This is a genomic window from Aeribacillus sp. FSL K6-2833, from assembly GCF_037965815.1.
Classification (GTDB): Bacteria; Bacillota; Bacilli; order Bacillales; family Aeribacillaceae; genus Aeribacillus; species Aeribacillus composti.
The window spans coordinates 2402601-2422310 of record NZ_CP150189.1 but is presented as its reverse complement, the minus strand read 5'-3'; the positions used below and the strand labels follow the sequence as shown (position 1 = coordinate 2422310).

General features: G+C 41.3%; 18 protein-coding genes. 17 read left to right on the top strand and 1 reads right to left on the bottom strand.

What is annotated here, in order from left to right; translation table 11 throughout:
* Positions 1-63 precede the first annotated feature (63 nt).
* The 16 genes from NSQ94_RS11755 (at position 64) to NSQ94_RS11680 (ending at position 17706) form a co-directional block, all read left to right on the top strand.
* Entirely contained in the window at positions 64-1683 is a 1620-nt protein-coding gene (locus NSQ94_RS11755) for a long-chain fatty acid--CoA ligase (RefSeq protein ID WP_339229196.1), read from the top strand.
* 79 nt (positions 1684-1762) lie between these two features.
* Positions 1763-2536, top strand: a complete 774-nt coding sequence (locus NSQ94_RS11750; protein ID WP_339229194.1) for an electron transfer flavoprotein subunit beta/FixA family protein — start codon at positions 1763-1765, stop codon at positions 2534-2536.
* 22 nt (positions 2537-2558) lie between these two features.
* Complete coding sequence (locus tag NSQ94_RS11745) at positions 2559-3539, top strand: electron transfer flavoprotein subunit alpha/FixB family protein (protein ID WP_063386872.1); 981 nt, start codon at positions 2559-2561, stop codon at positions 3537-3539.
* A 389-nt stretch (positions 3540-3928) separates the two neighbouring features.
* A complete protein-coding gene (locus NSQ94_RS11740) occupies positions 3929-5080 on the top strand; it encodes an acyl-CoA dehydrogenase family protein (protein ID WP_339229192.1) in 1152 nt (383 codons plus the stop codon).
* Positions 5081-5187: 107 nt separating this feature from the next.
* Entirely contained in the window at positions 5188-6375 is a 1188-nt protein-coding gene (locus NSQ94_RS11735; protein ID WP_066248708.1) for a thiolase family protein, read from the top strand.
* A gap of 116 nt (positions 6376-6491) precedes the next feature.
* The gene (locus NSQ94_RS11730) at positions 6492-7670 is read left to right on the top strand and encodes an acyl-CoA dehydrogenase family protein (RefSeq protein WP_144598324.1); all 1179 of its coding nucleotides are present in this window, start codon (positions 6492-6494) and stop codon (positions 7668-7670) included.
* An 80-nt stretch (positions 7671-7750) separates the two neighbouring features.
* Positions 7751-8515, top strand: a complete 765-nt coding sequence (locus tag NSQ94_RS11725; RefSeq protein ID WP_130158406.1) for a beta-ketoacyl-ACP reductase — start codon at positions 7751-7753, stop codon at positions 8513-8515.
* Between the two features lie 22 nt (positions 8516-8537).
* Complete coding sequence (locus tag NSQ94_RS11720) at positions 8538-8987, top strand: MaoC family dehydratase N-terminal domain-containing protein (RefSeq protein WP_130158404.1); 450 nt, start codon at positions 8538-8540, stop codon at positions 8985-8987.
* Positions 8984-9385 (top strand): MaoC/PaaZ C-terminal domain-containing protein, encoded by a 402-nt coding sequence (locus NSQ94_RS11715; protein ID WP_130158402.1) that lies wholly within the window; start codon positions 8984-8986, stop codon positions 9383-9385. The genes NSQ94_RS11720 and NSQ94_RS11715 overlap by 4 nt, the downstream gene beginning before the upstream one ends.
* A 243-nt stretch (positions 9386-9628) precedes the next feature.
* Positions 9629-10798, top strand: a complete 1170-nt coding sequence (locus NSQ94_RS11710) for a thiolase family protein (protein WP_144598322.1) — start codon at positions 9629-9631, stop codon at positions 10796-10798.
* A 592-nt stretch (positions 10799-11390) separates the two neighbouring features.
* Positions 11391-13061: a long-chain fatty acid--CoA ligase gene (locus NSQ94_RS11705; protein WP_339229189.1), complete on the top strand. Its 1671-nt coding sequence runs from the start codon at positions 11391-11393 to the stop codon at positions 13059-13061.
* Positions 13062-13114: 53 nt separating this feature from the next.
* Positions 13115-13981, top strand: coding sequence for a branched-chain amino acid ABC transporter permease (locus NSQ94_RS11700; protein WP_063386881.1), 867 nt, complete (start codon positions 13115-13117; stop codon positions 13979-13981).
* Entirely contained in the window at positions 13978-14982 is a 1005-nt protein-coding gene (locus NSQ94_RS11695) for a branched-chain amino acid ABC transporter permease (RefSeq protein WP_339229187.1), read from the top strand. Before NSQ94_RS11700 ends, NSQ94_RS11695 begins: the two co-directional genes overlap by 4 nt.
* A gap of 2 nt (positions 14983-14984) precedes the next feature.
* On the top strand, positions 14985-15749 hold the full coding sequence (locus NSQ94_RS11690) for an ABC transporter ATP-binding protein (RefSeq protein ID WP_063386883.1): 765 nt from the start codon (positions 14985-14987) through the stop codon (positions 15747-15749).
* Positions 15742-16449, top strand: a complete 708-nt coding sequence (locus NSQ94_RS11685) for an ABC transporter ATP-binding protein (RefSeq protein ID WP_327855955.1) — start codon at positions 15742-15744, stop codon at positions 16447-16449. The genes NSQ94_RS11690 and NSQ94_RS11685 overlap by 8 nt, the downstream gene beginning before the upstream one ends.
* A 51-nt stretch (positions 16450-16500) precedes the next feature.
* Positions 16501-17706: an ABC transporter substrate-binding protein gene (locus NSQ94_RS11680; RefSeq protein ID WP_327855954.1), complete on the top strand. Its 1206-nt coding sequence runs from the start codon at positions 16501-16503 to the stop codon at positions 17704-17706.
* 179 nt (positions 17707-17885) lie between these two features.
* On the opposite strand, the gene NSQ94_RS11675 is transcribed toward NSQ94_RS11680, so the two are convergent.
* Positions 17886-18629: a DUF3784 domain-containing protein gene (locus tag NSQ94_RS11675; protein WP_327855953.1), complete on the bottom strand. Its 744-nt coding sequence runs from the start codon at positions 18627-18629 to the stop codon at positions 17886-17888.
* Between the two features lie 220 nt (positions 18630-18849).
* On the opposite strand from NSQ94_RS11675, the gene NSQ94_RS11670 reads away from it, so the two are divergent.
* Positions 18850-19647, top strand: coding sequence for an ABC transporter ATP-binding protein (locus tag NSQ94_RS11670; RefSeq protein ID WP_339229184.1), 798 nt, complete (start codon positions 18850-18852; stop codon positions 19645-19647).
* Positions 19648-19710 lie beyond the last annotated feature (63 nt).

The window sequence follows — 19710 nt, the reverse complement described above, 5'->3', positions numbered from 1 at the left end:
TTAAGGGTCATAAACTGAAAAGAAGCTATTTGTCTTCAATAAAAAGCGCAGGAGGTTGCAATTTTGGAATTGCTAGAAGGACGCCCGTGGAGCAAATGGTATAAAGATCAACCGTCAACATTCAATTTTCCAGAAGTATCTTTATACAATTTTTTGGAGCAAACTTCAAAGCGATTTGGCAAAAACATTGCCGTCATTTTTGAAAATGAAGAAATCACTTATAACGAGTTAAAATGCCGAGTCGATCAACTAGCTGCAGCATGGAACGAAATGGGGCTTCAAAAAGGGGAAAGAATCGGGTTAATGCTTGCCAACCATCCTCATTATATTATCTCATATTACGCAGCACTTGCATTAGGTTTAACCGTTGTGCAAATTAACCCATTTTACACGGTTAGGGAGCTTTTGCAAATTATCGTTGATTCACAAATCTCATATATAGTGGCTGATGAAAACGCTTTAATAAAAATAAAAGAAGCAAAACACATATATCCTTTTAAAAAGATCTTCGTTTCTCAAAAAAACACGGAAGAAAAAGATCGGCAATTTATCGATTTGAAAGCCTTAATAGATTATTCTAAACAGCTTGAAAAATGTACGGATGTCCAAGCAAAAGAGGATGTGGCAGTGATTCAGTATACTGGCGGGACTACAGGGAAAATGAAAGGTGCGATGCTGACACATTATAATTTAACCTCCAATGTCATTCAAAGTTATTTGATGTATGGCGATAAAATGATTTTCGGAGAAGAAATCATTTTGACGGCAATCCCTTTGTATCATGTTTATGCGATGACATGTGCGATGAATTTAGGGATTTACATTGGTGCCAAAATACTGTTGTTCCAAAAGTTTGACGTTCAAGATATTCTTGAAAAAATACAGAAATATCGGCCAAGTCAATTTCCAGGCGTTCCGAAGATGTATAACGCATTTGTCAATCACCCTGACATCGATCAATATGATTTAAAAAAACTAAAAGTTTGCACTTCAGGTTCAGCACCTTTGCCGGTGGAGGTGTTAAGACGTTTTGAAAAGCTGACAGGAGCGGCAATTGGTGAAGGGTACGGCTTGTCCGAAGCTTCGCCGACCACCCACCGCAATCCGCCATTTGGAAAACGGGTAGTTGGAAGCATTGGTATTCCGTTGCCGGCTACAGATTGCAAAATTGTCGATGAAAATGATCATGAGCTAGGTCCGAAAATGATCGGGGAGCTCTTAATTAAAGGGCCGCAAGTGATGAAAGGGTACTGGAACAATGAGGCGGAAACCAAACAGGCTATTCAAAACGGATGGCTTTATACAGGGGATTTGGCCATGATGGATGATGAAGGATATTTCTATATTGTCGGCAGAAAGAAAGAAATGATCATCGTTGGGGGATTTAATGTATATCCGCAAGAAGTTGAAAGCGTTTTATATGAGCATCCAAATGTAAAAGAAGCAGCAGTTGTCGGGATTCCTCATCAAAACGAAGGGGAAATCGTGAAGGCGTATATTGTTCCGAAACATAATAGCGAAATGGACATTGAAGAATTAAAAGGATTTTGTTATGCCAAATTAGCGAGATATAAAGTGCCAAAAGAATTCGAGATTCGTGACAGCCTTCCGAGAAATTCGGTTGGAAAACTATTAAAAAGATTATTAGTAGAAGAGGAAAAATCACAGAAAAGAAATGTTTGAAGCTTTTTAAAAAACGATCAGCTGAAAAATTGGCAGCGGTCAGCACATTAAGTTCTAAAAAAAGACTGGAGTGATAAATATGAACATATGCGTTTTGATCAAACGAACGTTTGATACGGAAGAGAAAATTATATTGACTGATGGAATCATTCAGGAGGAAGGAGCAGAATTTATCATCAATCCATATGACGAGTACGCCATTGAAGAAGCCATTCAAATTCGCGATGAACAAGGCGGAGAAGTAACAGCTGTTATGGCTGGAAATGAAGACGGTGAAAAGGAATTGCGTACAGCTCTTGCAATGGGGGCAGATAAAGCAGTTCTCATTAATCTTGAGGAGGATGTTGAGGATGGAGACCAATGGACGACAGCAAAAGTTCTTTCAACCTATTTAGAAGGAAAGAACTATGACCTTATTTTAGCCGGTAATGTAGCGATTGACGGCGGAAGCGGCCAAGTAGGACCTCGCGTTGCCGAACTGCTTGGAATACCTTATGTAACAGCGATCACAAAGCTAGAAATTGACGGAAGAAAAGTAAAAATTGAGCGTGATGTCGAAGGGGATGTAGAAGTGATTGAAGCGTCGCTTCCTTTGTTGGTCACCGCTCAACAAGGATTGAATGAGCCCCGTTATCCATCTTTGCCTGGCATTATGAAAGCAAAGAGAAAGCCGCTGGAGCAATTAGAATTAGATGACTTGGATTTGGAAGAAGATGATGTCGAGCCAAAAACGAAAGTATTAGAAATCTTCTTACCTCCTAAAAAAGAGGCGGGCAAGATATTAAAAGGTGAATTAGAAGATCAGGCAAAAGAACTTGTTTCATTATTAAGAAGCGAAGCAAAAATCATTTAATCACGACAAAGGGGAGATGAGGATGGCAAGAAAAGTAATCGTTTTAGGAGAGATACGCGATAAAGCGCTGCGCAATGTTTCGTTTGAAGCAATTGCAGCTGCAAAAGTGTTAGCAAACGGAGGAGAGGTTGTTGGAATTTTAATAGGTGAAAAAGCAGCAAATCTTGCTTCAGACATGATAGCCTATGGAGCGGATCGGGTGGTAGTGGCGGAAAATGAAAAATTTAAGCATTATACTCCTGATGGGTATGCTCAAGCGCTGATGGCAGTGATTGAGGAGGAAAAACCAGAAGGAATCGTCTTCGGTCATACGTCACTAGGAAAAGATCTTTCACCGAAAATTGCCGCAAAATTAAACGCAGGGCTCGTCTCTGATGTAACAGCTATTGAGGCAGACGGTGACAATATCACCTTTATACGACCCATCTATTCGGGAAAAGCATTCGAAAAGAGAGTGGTAACAGAGGGGATTATGTTGGCTACTGTTCGACCAAACAATATAGCGCCATTGGAGAAAAATGAGGAAAGAACAGGTAAAGTTGCTTCCATATCGGTTGAAATAAAAGACTTGCGCACGATCGTAAAGGATGTCGTTCGAAAAGCTGCTGAAGGTGTTGATCTTTCAGAAGCAAAAGTAATTATCGCCGGAGGTCGTGGAGTGAAAAGTGCAGAAGGCTTTAAACCGCTCCAAGAGCTTGCGGAAGTATTGGGAGGAGCTGTCGGGGCATCCCGCGGAGCTTGTGACGCTGGATATTGCGATTATTCGATGCAGATCGGCCAAACTGGCAAAGTAGTTACACCTGATTTATATATTGCCTGCGGAATATCTGGAGCGATTCAACATTTAGCCGGCATGTCCAATTCAAAAGTGATTGTCGCCATTAATAAAGATCCGGAAGCAAACATATTTAAAGTGGCGGATTACGGAATTGTCGGTGACTTGTTTGACGTGGTCCCTATGTTGACAGAGGAATTTAAAAAGTTAAAGGTCCTCAGTTTCTAAACCGCATTAAAAATTTGGTTTTCCTGAAGATCGGAATTTCCATTCAAAAGTCTTGTGCTGTTTTTAGCAAAGCTGCCATGAAGAGAGAGAGGATTAGGGAAAATCTCTATATGCTAGATAGTTATTCGGAAAACGGGTGCGATTCGCAGCATGAAAGGAAAGCGTTTTTAAAACGTTGAAAGTTTTCCCTCATGGAATGAATTTGTCTTGTCGGCACTTTTTTGATCAAACGGCTAACTTGTTTGCATGTATTGCAAGCATCTTGGGTGAACCGTTTCTATGACAGAGTGAAGCGGACAGAGATGGACGATTCGGCTTCATCCAACCGGTTTGCTCGAATAAACCATCAGTGAAGCAAGCTATAAATTGGGGACAAAAGAGGTGAAAAAATGGATTTTCAGCTGGATGAAGAAATCGAATTGTTAAAAAGAAATGTGCGAGATTTTGTTCAAGCAGAAGTCGAAGCAGTTGCGAAACAAATTGAAGAAGAAGATAAAATCCCCGAACATATTGTGGAAATGTCCAAGGAACTGGGCTTGTTTGGATTAAGCATCCCCGAAGAATACGGCGGGCTTGGAATCGGGATGGTGGGGAAATGTGCTTTATATGAAGAAATTGGCGCCACCCAAAACGGTTTTACAACATTAATCGGAGCACACACTGGCATCGGCACAGTCGGAATTGTCGAAATGGGCAATGAAGAGCAAAAGAAAAAATACTTGCCAGCCATGGCGCGGGGGGAGAAAATAGGAGCATTTGCTTTGACGGAGCCAAGCGCTGGTTCCAATGCAACCAACTTAAAAACGACCGCGATCAAAAAAGGAGATAAATATATTTTGAATGGCACAAAGCATTATATAACAAACGCTACGGTAGCGGATGTTTTCACCGTCATGGCCGTAACAGACGCATCTAAAGGATCAAAGGGAATCACTTCCTTTATCGTAGAAAAGGACTTCCCCGGCTTTCGTGTTGGAGCAGTTGAAAAGAAAATGGGGTTGAAAGGCTCTCATTCTGCTGAAATTATTTTAGAAGATTGCGAGGTTCCAGCTGAAAATATTTTAGGGGAGGAAGGCCAAGGATATGTGAATGCATTAAAAATTTTAGCGAATGGCCGAGCCGGATTAGCAGCCAGAAATTTAGGATCTTGTCAAAAGCTTTTAGACTTATCCGTTCAATATGCAAAAGAACGCATTCAATTTGATGTTCCGATTATTGAACACCAGGCTGTTGCTCACATGCTTGCAGAAATGGCAATGGAAATTGAAGCATTGCGTTCATTTACCTACCGTGTTGCGTGGATGGTAGATCAAGGAATGAAAGTGATAAAAGAGGCAGCAATGTTAAAGCTATACGGGTCGGAAGTGTATAACCGTGTCGCAGATAAAGCTGTTCAAATTCATGGCGGTATTGGCTATATTTCAGATTATCCAATTGAAAGATTTTATCGAGATGCCCGGATTACGAGAATTTATGAAGGAACATCGGAAATTCAAAAAAACATCATTGCCCGCCAATTACAAAAGGAATACGGCCAATAACCATTATGGTCATGCTGTAAATGCAAGTGTTTCGAAACGGATAACAAAAGATTGCTGGAAAATAATATAAAAAAATTTTAAAGCTGCTCTCCGGGGGAGGAACGTACATGGAGAACATAGTCATTGCCAGCGCTGTTCGAACAGCGATCGGCCGGTATGGCGGAGCATTAAAGGATATCAATTCCGGATTTTTGGCTAGTCATGTTATCAAAGAGGCAATAAAAAGAGCAAAAATCGGGCCAACCCAAGTAGATGAAGTGATTTTAGGCGAGGTAAGGCAAACGACGGAATCTTCAAATGTTGCCAGAGTCGCCGCATTGCGGGCAGGAATCCCTGAAACGGCAACCGCCTTTACTGTGAATCGTTTATGCGCCTCAGGAATGCAGGCAATCGCTTCAGCTGTACAGCAAATTTTAACAGGCCATGCGGAAATTGTCGTTGCCGGCGGCACGGAAAATATGTCAAGGGCGCCTTTCTATTTAAGAGGTGTTCGCTTTGGCGCGGGACAGCCGTATTTGGTAGATTCCAATACTGAGGCAGGTCAGCAGCCGAATGAAATCTATGGAGATCAGCTGGGAATGGGCATAACCGCAGAAAATGTTGCGGAAAAATATAATATTTCACGGAAAGAACAAGATTTATTTGCATTAGAAAGCCAAAAGCGCGCAGAGAGAGCCATCCAAGAAGGGAATTTTCAAGCTGAAATTGTTCCGATTGAAATCAACAGCAAGAAAAATTCGTTCATTTTTCATACAGATGAACATCCGCGCCCGAATACAACCTTGGAAAAATTGCAGCAATTAAAACCGGCCTTTCGGCATAACGGAACGGTGACAGCAGGTAATGCGTGCGGCAGAAATGACGGCGCGAGCGCATTGGTCATCATGAGCGAAGAAAAGGCAAAAAGGTTGAACATTCAGCCATTAGCCCGGATTGTAAATTGGGCGCAATCAGGCGTATCCCCGGAAATTATGGGGATCGGACCCGTTCCAGCGGTGCAAAAATTGCTGGAGCGAACAGGAAAAAAGATGGAAGATATCGATTTAATCGAACTGAATGAAGCGTTTGCTTCTCAGGCGCTTGCAGTCATTCGCGAACTAAACCTTGACTATGAAAAAGTAAATGTGAATGGTGGGGCGATCGCTCTCGGCCACCCTTTAGGTGCGACCGGAGCACGGATTGTCACGACATTGCTTTATGAAATGATGCGAAGAAATAACCGATATGGTATAGCAACTCTTTGTGTAGGCGGTGGACAGGGAATGGCCATGCTGATTGAAAATTTGATCGTTTAAAAATCAACCGCTTCAAAGCTCCTGATCAAAATCCGCTGCAAAGGGATATGCATTCTGGCCGGTAGTATAGGAGAATCAATAGTTCATCTTAATTGGAAAAGGATGGAGAGATTAACATGAACTTACGTCTATCTGAGGAGCAAAAAATGGTTCAAAAAACGATAAAAAAATTTGTTGAAAAAGAGTTAATGCCTTTGGAAAATGAAGTGCTCAGAAATGAAAGGGAAGGAAAGCCCAGCCTTCCGCCTGGCAAGCTTGAAGAGCTTCAGCTGAAAGCGAAAGAAGCTGGTTTTTGGGGAATTAACACACCAGCCGAATACGGAGGAGCAGATTTAGGAAATGTTATGCTGGCGATCGTCTATATGGAGGTTGCGAAAACGTTTGTACCATTTAAATTTGGCGGTTCAGCAGATAATATTCTTTACTATGCAAATGAAGAGCAAAAGAAAAAATATTTAATACCGACGATCAATGGGGAGAAGAAGTCATGCTTTGCCATGACTGAGCCAAGTGCAGGGTCAGATACACGAAACATAAAGATGACTGCCGTAAAAGACGGCGATGAGTGGGTGCTGAACGGTGAAAAAACGTTCATCACTGGCGGAAACGAAGCAGACTTTGTCATGGTCATTGCCATTACAGATAAAGAAAAGCATAAAGAATCCAATGGCCGTGAAGGGGTTACATGCTTCATTGTTGATCGAGAAATGGGGTGGAGATCAGAGTATATTCATACGATGGGAGAATGGGGACCGGCCGGGCTGGTGTTTGAAAATGTTCGCGTCCCGGAAGAAAATATTTTAGGTGGATTGCATAAAGGCTATAGCCTTGGACTGGAATGGATCGGCTTTGCTAGATGGGTTGTCGGAGCAAGAGCAGTCGGCGCAGCTGAGCGTCTTTTGCAAATGGCGATCGACTACGCAAAAGAGCGCATTACTTTTGGAAAACCGATTGCTGAAAGACAGGCCATTCAATGGCAAATTGCTGATTCAGCTGTTGAAATCGAAGCGGCAAAATGGCTGGTATTAAATGCTGCCTATACTCTTGATCAAGGAGAGGATAATCGGCATTTAGCTTCGATGGCGAAGCTGTTTGGCGCAAATATGGGGAATCGAGTAGTGGATCGAGTTTTACAAATTCACGGCGGAATGGGATATACAAGAGAATTGCCAATTGAAAGATGGTACCGGGAAGCAAGGCTTTGGAGAATTTATGACGGTACAGATGAAATTCAACGTATGATCATTGCAAGAAACCTTTTAAAAGGACATGTAAAAATCGGTCAATTTATTTAACCATTCATGAAACGTCACTTTAATACAAATTTAACCGAAAATGACGAAATTTTTCGAAAATATGGTTAGGAGGAGCAGAAATGGCTGGTCGATTTGATGGGAGAGTTGCTTTTATAACAGGAGGAAGCCGTGGGATCGGCAAAAGCATTGTCGAGCTTTTCGCTGAGGAAGGAGCAAAAGTGGCATTTATTGATCTAAATGAGGAAGCGTTAAAGGCCACAGCAAATGAACTGAAAGAAAAGGGATTTGAGGTTTTTGCAAAAGCGGCGGATGTGACTGATCGAGAACAAGTGGAAGGTACGATGGAAGAGGTCGTGAATACATTCGGTTCGATAGATATTCTTGTCAACAATGCCGGTGTCATTCGAGATAATTTATTGTTCAAGATGACAGATTCTGATTGGGACACCGTGATGAATGTTCATTTAAAAGGTTCTTTTTACTGCGCACGGGCTGCTCAAAAATATATGGTTGAAAAAAAATACGGACGGATTGTTAATATTTCATCGACTTCCGCTCTCGGCAACCGCGGCCAAGCAAATTATGCAACAGCAAAAGCAGGGATCCAAGGATTTACCAAAACGCTTGCCATTGAGCTTGGCAAGTTTGGGATTACGGTAAATGCGGTTGCGCCTGGATTTATTGAAACTGATATGACGAAGGAAACAGCTAGAAGAATCGGCGTGCCGTTTGAGCAGTTTGTAAGCGCTAGAGCTGCCAATATACCTGTAGGCAGAAGCGGAAAGCCGTTTGATATTGCAAACGCGGTAGCATTTTTTGCAGATGAAAGATCGTCTTTTGTGAACGGGCAAGTGTTATATGTAACCGGGGGCCCGAAAAACTAGAAATCGACGGGGGTGGTTCCAAATGTTTGAACAGCATATCGGAAAGTGTTCTAACAAGGTAAAAAATATCGTTGAAAGAGGTGCTGTAAAGAAATTTGCCGAAGCTATCGGAGATCCTCACCCGATTTTCATCGATGAAGAAACAGGAAAAAAATCACGCTATCAACGCAATATTGCACCGCCGACATTTCCGAGAGTATTTGATTTTGGGGTAATTGACGGATTGAATCTGCCGAAAAAAGGGCTAATTCATGGTGAGCAGGTGTTTCATTATGTACGGCCGTTAATAGTAGGAGAAGAAATTTTTTGTTGGTTAAAAGTGGAGGATTATGTAGAGAAAACGGGAAAGAGCGGTAAAATGGGATTTTTAGTCCTCAAAGGCTTTGGAGAAGATCCAACCGGTGAAATAATTTTTACTTCTAAACAAACGATTATTATTACGGAAGCGGTTCGAAAGGAGATGATCGTTTGAACAGCCTGTCTGATTTACAAGAGGGGAAGTCATTACAAGTCATTCAGCTCAAACCTGTTTCAAGATTAGATTTAATTAAATACGCTGGAGCTTCAGGCGATTATAACCCGATTCATACAATAGATGAAGAAGCAAGAAAAGCTGGTTTGCCGGGCATTATAGCACATGGCATGTGGACAATGGGGAATCTGGCAAAACTTTTTACCCCTTATTATCATGAAGGGTTTGTGAAGGATTATTCTGTAAGATTTATAGGGAAAGTGTTTCTAAATGATGTGATCACGTTGAAAGCGACATTAAAAGAAAAATTCGACCAACAATACCGTTTTGATGTGGCGGCCGTAAATCAACATGACAGCGAAGTCGTAAAAGGAGAGGTCATCTTTTCGAAATATTAAGGAGAAAGTTTGAGGGGGCCCTACATTACTGTCAAAAAGTTCACTATTGTTGGGTCAGCAGACCAAAACGCATTAATGTAAGTTTTCGCTTGTTCTAAAGTGCAGTACGTAAACTTCTAATGTATGAGGAAAAAGCTGCCGTAATACGTTTTTACAATCTAAGCTGGCCGACATAGATTCAAGTTTTTTCAAAAGCTTTAAACTGCAAGGTGAAAGAAAGCATATAAAGGAGGCGCGAGATTAGTGAAGAGAGATGCCGTGATTGTTTCGGCTGTACGTACAGCAATAGGAAAACAAGGCAGTGCACTAGCTTCCGTTCCGGCACACGTGCTTGGAGCTGAAGTGATAAAAGAAGCGGTAAGACGGGCTAATATTCGACCAGATATGATTGATGATGTGATTTTTGGAAATGTATTAAGCGGCGGCGGGAATATTGCCAGGCTGACTGCACTGCAAACAGGTTTATCGATTGAAATTCCCGGCGTAACCGTTGATCGGCAATGCGGTTCTGGCATTAATGCGGTAAACCTTGCCTCGCAGGCAATCCGGGCTGGAGACGGGGATGTGTATATTGCCGGCGGAACCGAAAGCATGAGTCGAGCGCCATATTTAATGGACCGGCCGGAAAAACCATATAGTCCGAAGCCTCCAAGCTTTCGGAAGTCCCAATTGTCACCAAAGGAAATTGGTGATCCGCCAATGGGAATTACTGCAGAAAATCTTGCGAAAAAGTATGGGATCAGTCGTGAAGAACAGGATGCATTCGCTTTTAAGAGCCAGCAAAAAATGGCCGCCGCCATGAAGGAGGGGCGGTTTGACGAGCAAATTGTTCCGATAGCCATCCCTGTCAAAAAAGGAGAGCCGATCGTTTTTCAAACGGATGAGCATCCCCGTCCTCAAACGACGATGGAGGCTTTGTCAAAGCTGCCGCCGGCTTTTTTAGAAGGCGGAACAGTTACGGCTGGAAACAGCTCTGGTTTAAATGATGCCGCTTCAGCATTAGTTGTTATGTCAAGGGAAAAGGCAGAGGAATTAAGTTTAACCCCGTTGGCAGCCATTCGCGAGTATGCTGTAGCTGGAGTAGATCCAAATATTATGGGGATTGGACCCGTTCCAGCAACAAAAAAGGTGCTGAAAAAAGCAGGACTGACTTTGGACGATATCGATCTCATTGAAATAAATGAGGCGTTTGCCGCTCAAGTCATCGCATGCGACAGGGAGTTAAATATAAACCCTGAAAAATTAAATGTAAACGGCGGAGCGATTGCTCACGGCCATCCGCTTGGTGCAACGGGCGCGATCTTAATCACAAAAGCTGTCTATGAACTGCAGCGAACAGGAGGAAGGTATGCTTTAATAACAGCTTGCATCGGCGGGGGACAGGGAATTGCAACGATTATCGAACGGGAATAACAAAAGTAAAAACTGCCTCTCTTCGCCTCTTAATAGAAAAATGAAAAAATTTTCAAGGCAATAATCAAAACAAGTATTCAAGAAACGGTTCATTTGATAGGTGTGGCAATGAGATTATTTTGTTAACAAAGAAGAATTGTTAAAAATATTTGCATCAGTTCCATTGAAAATCTATTGAAACTAAAGAAGAAATTGAGGTGCACCGTAAATTTGCCTGAAATCGCCTATAGGCATATTACAACAATTTCCTAAAAAACATGCGTCGTTTAGCTTCCACAGCATTGAAAGAAAGGGGAAACGAGGTCAAACATTGATTGAAATCGGAATGCAAAGAGGATTAAAAAGCATTTTCCGCAGTGGGAATTTGCAATTTCACGGGTGACAATTGATTTTATTCTGAAGGGGAAAGCTTCGGAGGAAAACTTGCAAAATTTTATTTTAAAAGTGTTAAATGGGCAGATGTTAGATATTTAAAAAGATTTCCTCTTTCTTTTTGCCAATAATCAATAGAGTTTTTTTTAGATAAAATATTAATCATTGTTTTTTAAATTCTTATGCTTTCTTGAATATATTTCATGAAGGAGTGGTCCGTTTGCTGACACTTCATCACAAATTTTGGCCTAAACTTCCGAAATCGTTAACGGTTCCGGAAACTTCTATTTACGAAAATTTAGAAATAACAGCAAGACGCTATCCTGATCATGAAGCTATCTATTATTACGGCCGTTCGATCACGTATCGCCAACTGGATGAAGAAGTAAATCGAATAGCTGGTTTTTTACAGCAAAAATTCAATGTATTAAAAGGAGAACGAGTTTTATTGTTTATGCAAAACTCCCCGCAATTTATCATTGCCTACTATGCAATCATAAGAGCAAATGCAGTTGTAGTTCCCATTAACCCTATGCTGACAACAAAGGAGCTGGAGTTTTATATTCGAGATGCTGAAATAAAAACTGCCATTATCGGTCAGGAATTAAATGAAAAGGTTGAACCGCTGCTCCACAACACATCTCTTACGAAGCTTCTCATCGCAGCATACTCGGATTATGTTGGAGTTGGGTTTGATGGCAAGCTGCCAAAAGAAGTGAAAATGCCTCCAATTCGTTTTAACAGTTATAACCAGTTTCTATGGATGGATGCCATTCAGGCGAATGATATTCCAGGCGAACATTTTGCCTTGCCTGAAGATTTAGCAGTTATTCCATATACATCCGGTACTACTGGTGTGCCAAAAGGTTGTATGCATACGAACAAGACCGTCCAAGCCAACATTGTTGGAGGATATTATTGGGCTCGGGCAACAGCAAATACGGTTCATCTTGCAACTTTGCCAATGTTTCATGTAACAGGCATGATCATGGGCATGCATTTACCAATTTTTTCAGGAAGCCGGATCGTGATCATGACGAGATGGGATCGAGAAGCAGCAGTTGAGCTGATCAAAAGCCAAAAATGCACTCATTGGGTTACGATCAGCACGATGCTTGTTGATTTCCTTTCCAATCCTAGCCTAAAAGCGGAAGATTTGATTTCCTTAACTTCTATTTCAGGAGGAGGAGCGGCTTTTCCTGAAGCGCTGGGAGAGAAGCTGTATAAAATGACCGGACTGCATTTTATCGAAGGATACGGTCTTTCTGAAACCATTGCGCAAACTCACTTGAATCCTTCTGACAGGCCAAAATGGCAATGTCTCGGCATCCCGACTTTTGATGTGGATGCTCGCATTATTGATCCGGAAACACTGCAAGAACTAGGAGTTGGCGAAGTAGGAGAAATTATCGTTCATGGTCCGCAAGTGATGGTCGGCTATTATAACAGAGAAGAAGAAAATCGCAAAGCCTTTATCGAATTGGATGGAAAAACATTTTTTCGAACAGGGGATTTAGGACGTTATGATGATGATGGATATTTCTTCATCGTCGATCGAGTCAAACGAATGATTAATATATCTGGATTTAAAGTATGGCCGTCTGAAATAGAGTCGTACCTTTATAAACATCCAGCTGTTAAGCAAGCATGTGTAATCGGAATTCCCGATCCGAAAAGAGGAGAAACTGTTAAAGCCTTTATCGTTTTAGAGGAAGGTTATGAAGGAAAAATAAGTGTCGACGATATGATTGAATGGTCAAAAAAGCATATGGCTGCTTACAAGTATCCTCGCTATGTTGAATTTAGAAAAGAGTTGCCTGTCACAGGCAGCGGCAAAATTTTATGGCGCCAGCTTCAAGAGGAAGAAAAGAAAAAAACGGCGGGTAACTGATTTGTCGCAATTTGTTGTAAGCAATGTTTTCATTCTGCGAAAGGGGGAGAATGATGGAGATTTTTGCGCAGCAGATCTTTAATGGACTAACAGTTGGAAGCGTTTACAGTTTGGTTGCTTTAGGATTAACGCTTGTATACGGCATTTTGCATATTCCTAACTTTGCCCACGGAGCCCTTTATATGATGGGGGGATATATAACATTAACCATGATGACGAAATTTGGGCTGTATTATTGGATTGCCATCATGATTTCCATGGTAATAGTCGGGCTGATGGGAGTGCTGATGGAGCGGTTTATTTTTTATCCGTTAAGAGATGCTCCACCGATACAGGATAAAATAGCCGCTATCGGAATTCTCCTGTTTCTTGAGGCGTTTGCCCAATTTGTTTGGGGGGCTGACTATCAAACAATGCCGACCCCATATGGTCAGGTGGTCTCCGTAATGGGGTTAACGTTCACCATGCAAAGGCTTCTTATTATTATCTCTACCGTTGTCGTGATGATATTACTGTTTTTATTCCTGAAAAAAACGTTCATTGGATCTGCTATTATTGCGATGTCCCAAAACCGAGAGGGTGCTCATTTAGTCGGCATCAATACAAACAAAATGGCAATGCTTACTTTTATGATTTCCGGAGCGCTTGCTGCGATTGCAGCTTCTTTGTCATCCCCTATCAATCTTGTCTTTCCGGGGATGGGTCATCTTGTGATCTTAAAAGCGTTCGTCATTATTATTATTGGAGGGATGGGGAGCATCCCGGGAGCGATTATTGGCGGATACATTTTAGGGTTTGCCGAAAGCTTAGGGGCAACATATATATCGAACGATTATAAAGATATTTTTGCTTTTATTCTCCTCGTTCTCATCTTAACATTTAAGCCGACCGGATTATTCGCAAAGGGGGGACATTCATGACAGCTCGTTTCAAACAAAAAGCTGTTGTATTGAGCATTGTCCTCCTTGCCCTTTTGCTTCCGTTCATCATTCAAAATGATTATTTTTTCCATATCATGACGCTGTCATTTATTTGGATGATCGGAGTGTACGGCTTAAATTTAATAGCTGGCTATACGGGATATTTGTCTTTGGCGCACGCAGGCTTTTTTGCTATCGGAGCTTACTCGCTGGGGATATTAACGGTAAAATTCGAGATTCATTATTGGCTGGCCTTTTTTCTTGCATGTGCGATCACATGCATCATCGGGTTGGTCATCGGCCTTGTTGCCTTACAAACAAAAGAACACTTTTTTGCCATTTATACGCTATGTGTTGGCTATATAATTTATCTCGTGATTGATAAATGGGAAAGTTTAACAGGCGGAGTGAGAGGTCTGATTGGGATTCCTGTTCCGCCTGATCTTGGCCCTATCTCGTTCCGTTCACCCGTCAGTCAATATTATTTTAACTTATTTTTCCTGCTTGCTGCTATTTTCATGATGTACCGGATTGTTCATTCGCTGACAGGAAGAACGTTGATCGCCATTCGAAACAGTGAAGAGCTGGCCCAGACGATCGGAATATCCATAATGAAAAATAAATTGGTTTCCTTTGTCCTTTCAACTTTTTTTGCTGCATTGTCGGGAATTTTGTATGCATCCTTTATTCGTTTTATCGGTCCAGATATAAGTTATATAACGATGACATTTGATTTTTTAATCTTTCTTCTTGTCGGAGGAATTGGAACTCTTTCCGGTCCGATTGTTGGAACGCTGTTAATTGTTTGGATTTCTCAGCAGCTCCAATTTCTTCAAGATTATAGAATGCTAATTTTTGGCCCTTTATTAACCTTGTTAATTATTTTCTATCCGAAAGGCATTGTCGGTGGAATTTTCAGTTGGAAAATGAAAACGCAAGAAAAAAAGAAGCGTCTTTCAATGTCTGCTAAGTCAGCCACACAAAGAGCGGAGGAGGGATAACATTGTTTTTGGAAACCCGCCAGCTAACGAAACAATTTGGTGGTCTTGTAGCTGTAGATCATGTGAATTTTTCGGTTGAAAAAGGAAAAATTAATGCGATCATTGGTCCTAACGGCGCAGGCAAATCGACTTTCTTCAACTTGATCAGCGGTTTTTATCCGCCGAGCTCAGGACAAGTGATGTTTAAAGGGCAGGACATTACTCGTCTTCCTCCCAACAAAATTGCCAAGCTTGGAATTGCCCGTACGTTTCAAACAACCCATCTTTTTGAACAGGCAAATGTATTGGATAACGTTTTGATCGGGTTTCGTTTGCGAACAAAATCCAATCTGATTGATGCGTTATTTCTTACAAAGCGGTTAAAGAGGGAGGAGGAACAATCGAAGGAAAAAGCGTTCGAAGTTTTAAAGTTTGTCGGATTAACCAATATGGAAAATAAGATCGTCGCCAACATTTCGCAGGAAGAGAAAAAAAGAGTGGCGATCGCACTTGCACTTGCAACAGAGCCGGAAATCATTTTTCTAGATGAGCCTGCTGCCGGCATCAATCCGGAAGAAACGGAGGGGCTGGCAAACTTAATCGAAAAAATCGTTCAACATAACATTACCGTTTGTTTAATCGAACACAAAATGAAAATGGTGATGAATTTGGCTCATAAAATAATGGTTCTGAATCATGGGAAAAAAATTGCAGAAGGAACACCTGAAGAAATACAAAATAATGAAACAGTCATTAAGGCTTATCTTGGAGGGAGTGCCATTGCTTAAACTAAAGGGTGTTTCTGTTCAGTACGGAGCATATAAGGCTGTTAGAAATGTCGACATCGAAGTGGGCAAAGGTGAGATTGTAGTTTTATTGGGTTCTAATGGTGCCGGCAAAAGCACAGTTTTCAAAACGATCGGGGGCTTACACAAGTGTACAGAAGGAGAAATTATGTTTGAAGGAAAGAGAATTGATCAAAGCTCCCCGGCTCAGATTGTCAAAACAGGCATTGTTCAATGTGCGGAAGGCCGCAAATTATTTCCAAGAATGACCGTATACGAAAATCTTATGATGGGCGCGTTTATTCACCGCAAACAAAAAAAAGAGATTGAAAACACATTACACGAAGTTTATGAGTTGTTTCCGATTTTAAAAGAAAAACGAAACGATTTGGCAGGTTCTTTAAGCGGCGGACAGCAGCAAATGTTAGCGATTGGAAGAGCGTTAATGTCAAAACCGAAGCTTTTGCTCCTTGATGAACCGTCAATCGGGCTCGCACCGATCATCGTTGCCCAAATGTTTGAAGTGATCAAACAGATTAATAAGACCGAAACGACGATTTTACTTGCTGAGCAAAATGCTAATGCAGCGCTTCATATTGCGCATAAAGGCTATGTACTTGAAAATGGCTCCATTGTCGTCGAAGGTTCATCAAAGGAATTGTTTGCTGATGACAACGTAAGGAAGGCATATCTCGGTGCATAAATCATTTTTAATTTTATTGAAAATTAAGAAAATAAAGTCGGAGGGAAAAATATGAAAAAACTGAAACGTCTTTTTGCTGCGGGGCTTCTGCTCTTAATGATGGTTAGTTTAGCAGCTTGTGCAGGCTCTCAAATTAGCCAATCTACTGGCGGCCAGAAGGAATCATCAAGCAAAAGCGGAGAAGGAACGGTAAATATCGGCTTTAGCGGTCCTTTAAGCGGACCGGCTGCTTTATATGGAGAACGGACACTGAACGGCATAAAAATGGCCGCAGAAGAAATTAATAACAACGGAGGCTTTGAAATAAATGGAAAAACCTATAAATTAAACATCGTCCCTCTTGATGACAAATATTTGCCGAATGAAACAGCCTCTAATGCCAAACGGCTTCTTCAAGAATATAAAACACCTATTATTTTTACGCCGCACAGCGGTGGAGTGATGGCGCTTCAAGTATTTAATGAGACTGAAAAGTTTTTGATTGGTGCCTATACGAGTGAACCGGATGTAACTGATGCCGGGAACTCCCTTACGATCGGCATACCGCCGCGTTATGACGGCTACGTGGAACCTTTTACAGATTATGCCATGAAACGGTTTGGCAAAAAATTAGCCGCTCTTCCGCCGTCTACACAATATGGGAAAGACTGGGCAAAAACTTTGCTTCCACAATGGGAAAAGAAGGGCGGAAAGGTTGTATATCATTCATCCATTGATTTTTCAAAGGAAACCGACTTTTTCACCATTGTCACCAATGCTCTTAAAGAGAAACCGGATGTTCTATTTATAGGCGGAGCTTCAGAACCTACTGCAAAAGTGGCAAAGCAAGCTAGAGAGCTAGGATTTAAAGGCGGATTCATTATCATGGATCAGGCAAAACTGGATTTTATGGAAAAAATAACAGGTTCCTATGACGTATTAGAAGGTTCTGTTGGAGTGCTGCCGCTCGTAAAATCTAATGATCCGGGAGCGCCGGCATTTGTCGAAAACTATCGAGCAAAATTTAAAGATGAACCTAGCTCTGAATCAGGGCTCAACTATATCGCTACGTATATTTTCGTTGAAGCGATGAAAGCGGCAAAAACTGTTGACGATGCGGAAGCTATTCGCAAACATATGCAAGATGGACTGGATAATCTGCCAAAAGACAAACGTGTATACGAGATTCCATCAATCGGTGATGACGGAAGATTGGAAGTGAAAAGAAAAGTCGCGGTAGTAGAAGATGGTCAAATTGTTTTGAAAGTAGTAGATTAATAGGTTTTCCGATCGGATTGAGCAATGATTGAAAATTTAAGAGGCTGCCTGAATGGGGAGCCTCTAAATACATTTTCCAATGCAATGTTAATGAATATTCGGATATCGGGCATGAAAAAGAGAATTGCTGTAAAGTTTCCGTTATATATTTGTAGATCAGGGTTCCATGTGCACAATTATCATTCGCTTATCTTTTCCAGTAATTGGTCATACAGCTTTTGTGTTTCGCTCCCGTCTTTTTGATTCAAAATGATATAATCATCATCTTTTTCGATATATACATACGGTGCACGCCCTTTGTAAACAAACAATTTTCCTCCTCCACCGTACGGCTCTTTTAGCCGAAAAGATCCTTTCAAACGATTAAAAGCCGCAAAGCCATTACTTTTGGCAACGACATCGGGAAGTTCATCCAACAGCTTCACACGGTCAATCTCATCAATCGGCCATTCCACCCCATATAAACCCGTTACCTTTAACTGACGGTCATTTATGATCACATCATGCTCCTCAAGTCCCAAATAGCCTAAAACGATAACGAATGTGATCACAATAGCCGCAATAATTCCGGTAATCCAATAATATTTTTTCCGTTTATGCTTTAGTTCATATTTTTGTACATAGATCGAACCGCCGAGCAGTACGATGAGAAACAGCAGCATGCCTATTTCAAATCCATATGGGATTTGAAAAAGTGCTAAAATGACCGAAATGAACAAAATGATGAACGTATAAAGCAGCAATCTACCAATTGCCTGCGGATAACCGTTTTCAATTAATCGCTGCTGTTCTTCTTCCGGTCTGTTGTAGAAGCCCGATATTAAGCTGTAATCCTGCTTCTTTACGACTAAATACGTCAGGCCCCCGTGTATGATAAGTGTGAACCCCATAGTGATTAAAAAAACGATCGTATCTGTTGACACAATGCTTCCCCCTTACGCTTTACAAAACATTTTGATTATTTCTACGGTTTTATCTTACAAATGTTTCACTCGCATAAATACCTAATGGAACTAAACCAATCTGAAGAAAGAAGGAAACACTTTTGATGGAAAAATCAGATTTTTCAATGATCCTCTCTTTCCTTCAACAGAAATTTTTGGAATAATAATTATAATGTAACGTATGGAGAGGAGCAAGCGTATGGTGATTGCACTTGAAAATGTTTCGCTCATTCGCAACAAAAAATATATTTTGGAGAATATAAATTGGAATGTTGATGAAGGCGAGCATTGGTGTATTTTAGGAAGAAATGGAGCGGGGAAAACAGCATTGCTCAATTTGTTAAACGGCTATTTTTTTCCTTCAAAAGGAACGGTTTCCGTCATTGGATTTACTTTTGGCAAGGCAGATTTTCGCGAGGTTCGGAAAAAAATCGGTCTTGTCAGCTCATCGCTCCAAGAAAAAATTTACGGACATGATCTTGTTGAAGAAGTTATTTTGAGCGGAAAATTCGCGTCAATCGGCTTATATGAAACACCGGATGAACACGATTTAGAAGAGATGCGGTCTTTGATGACGCTATTCGGGGTGGAAAAACTAAGCGGGCGTACATATGACAGCCTTTCTCAAGGGGAAAAGCAAAAAGTGCTGATTTTGCGGGCGCTTATGCCTCAGCCGAAGCTCCTTATTTTAGATGAGCCGTGCAATGGTCTTGATCTATTGGCGAGAGAAGAGCTTTTAGGGCTGATTGAAACAATTGCCAAAAGGCCCAATGCGCCAACGATCCTGTACGTGACGCATCATGTTGAAGAAATTTTGCCTTGCTTCACCAATTCCCTGTTATTAAAGGAAGGAAATGTTTTTGCTGAGGGAAGAACAGAAGAGCTGCTTTCAAGTGAACGATTGTCAGACTTTTTTGAAGCAGGCATCGTGGTGGAAAATTTTCATGGCCGATATTATGCGAAGCTTTTGCAAAACAATCATAATAGATTGTTATAGGGAGAGTGGGGCTGTCTAATAAGTCGATTTTCCGGCTTATAGACGCCCCTTTAATGGTTTAGA

Bases quoted from the DNA above. Each gene is read 5' to 3' on its own strand.
- NSQ94_RS11750 (WP_339229194.1), top strand. From the start codon at position 1,763: ATGAACATATGCGTTTTGATCAAACGAACGTTTGATACGGAAGAGAAA.
- NSQ94_RS11745 (WP_063386872.1), top strand. From the start codon at position 2,559: ATGGCAAGAAAAGTAATCGTTTTAGGAGAGATACGCGATAAAGCGCTG.
- NSQ94_RS11740 (WP_339229192.1), top strand. From the start codon at position 3,929: ATGGATTTTCAGCTGGATGAAGAAATCGAATTGTTAAAAAGAAATGTG.
- NSQ94_RS11735 (WP_066248708.1), top strand. From the start codon at position 5,188: ATGGAGAACATAGTCATTGCCAGCGCTGTTCGAACAGCGATCGGCCGG.
- NSQ94_RS11730 (WP_144598324.1), top strand. From the start codon at position 6,492: ATGAACTTACGTCTATCTGAGGAGCAAAAAATGGTTCAAAAAACGATA.
- NSQ94_RS11725 (WP_130158406.1), top strand. From the start codon at position 7,751: ATGGCTGGTCGATTTGATGGGAGAGTTGCTTTTATAACAGGAGGAAGC.
- NSQ94_RS11720 (WP_130158404.1), top strand. From the start codon at position 8,538: ATGTTTGAACAGCATATCGGAAAGTGTTCTAACAAGGTAAAAAATATC.
- NSQ94_RS11700 (WP_063386881.1), top strand. From the start codon at position 13,115: ATGGAGATTTTTGCGCAGCAGATCTTTAATGGACTAACAGTTGGAAGC.
- NSQ94_RS11695 (WP_339229187.1), top strand. From the start codon at position 13,978: ATGACAGCTCGTTTCAAACAAAAAGCTGTTGTATTGAGCATTGTCCTC.
- NSQ94_RS11680 (WP_327855954.1), top strand. From the start codon at position 16,501: ATGAAAAAACTGAAACGTCTTTTTGCTGCGGGGCTTCTGCTCTTAATG.
- NSQ94_RS11670 (WP_339229184.1), top strand. From the start codon at position 18,850: ATGGTGATTGCACTTGAAAATGTTTCGCTCATTCGCAACAAAAAATAT.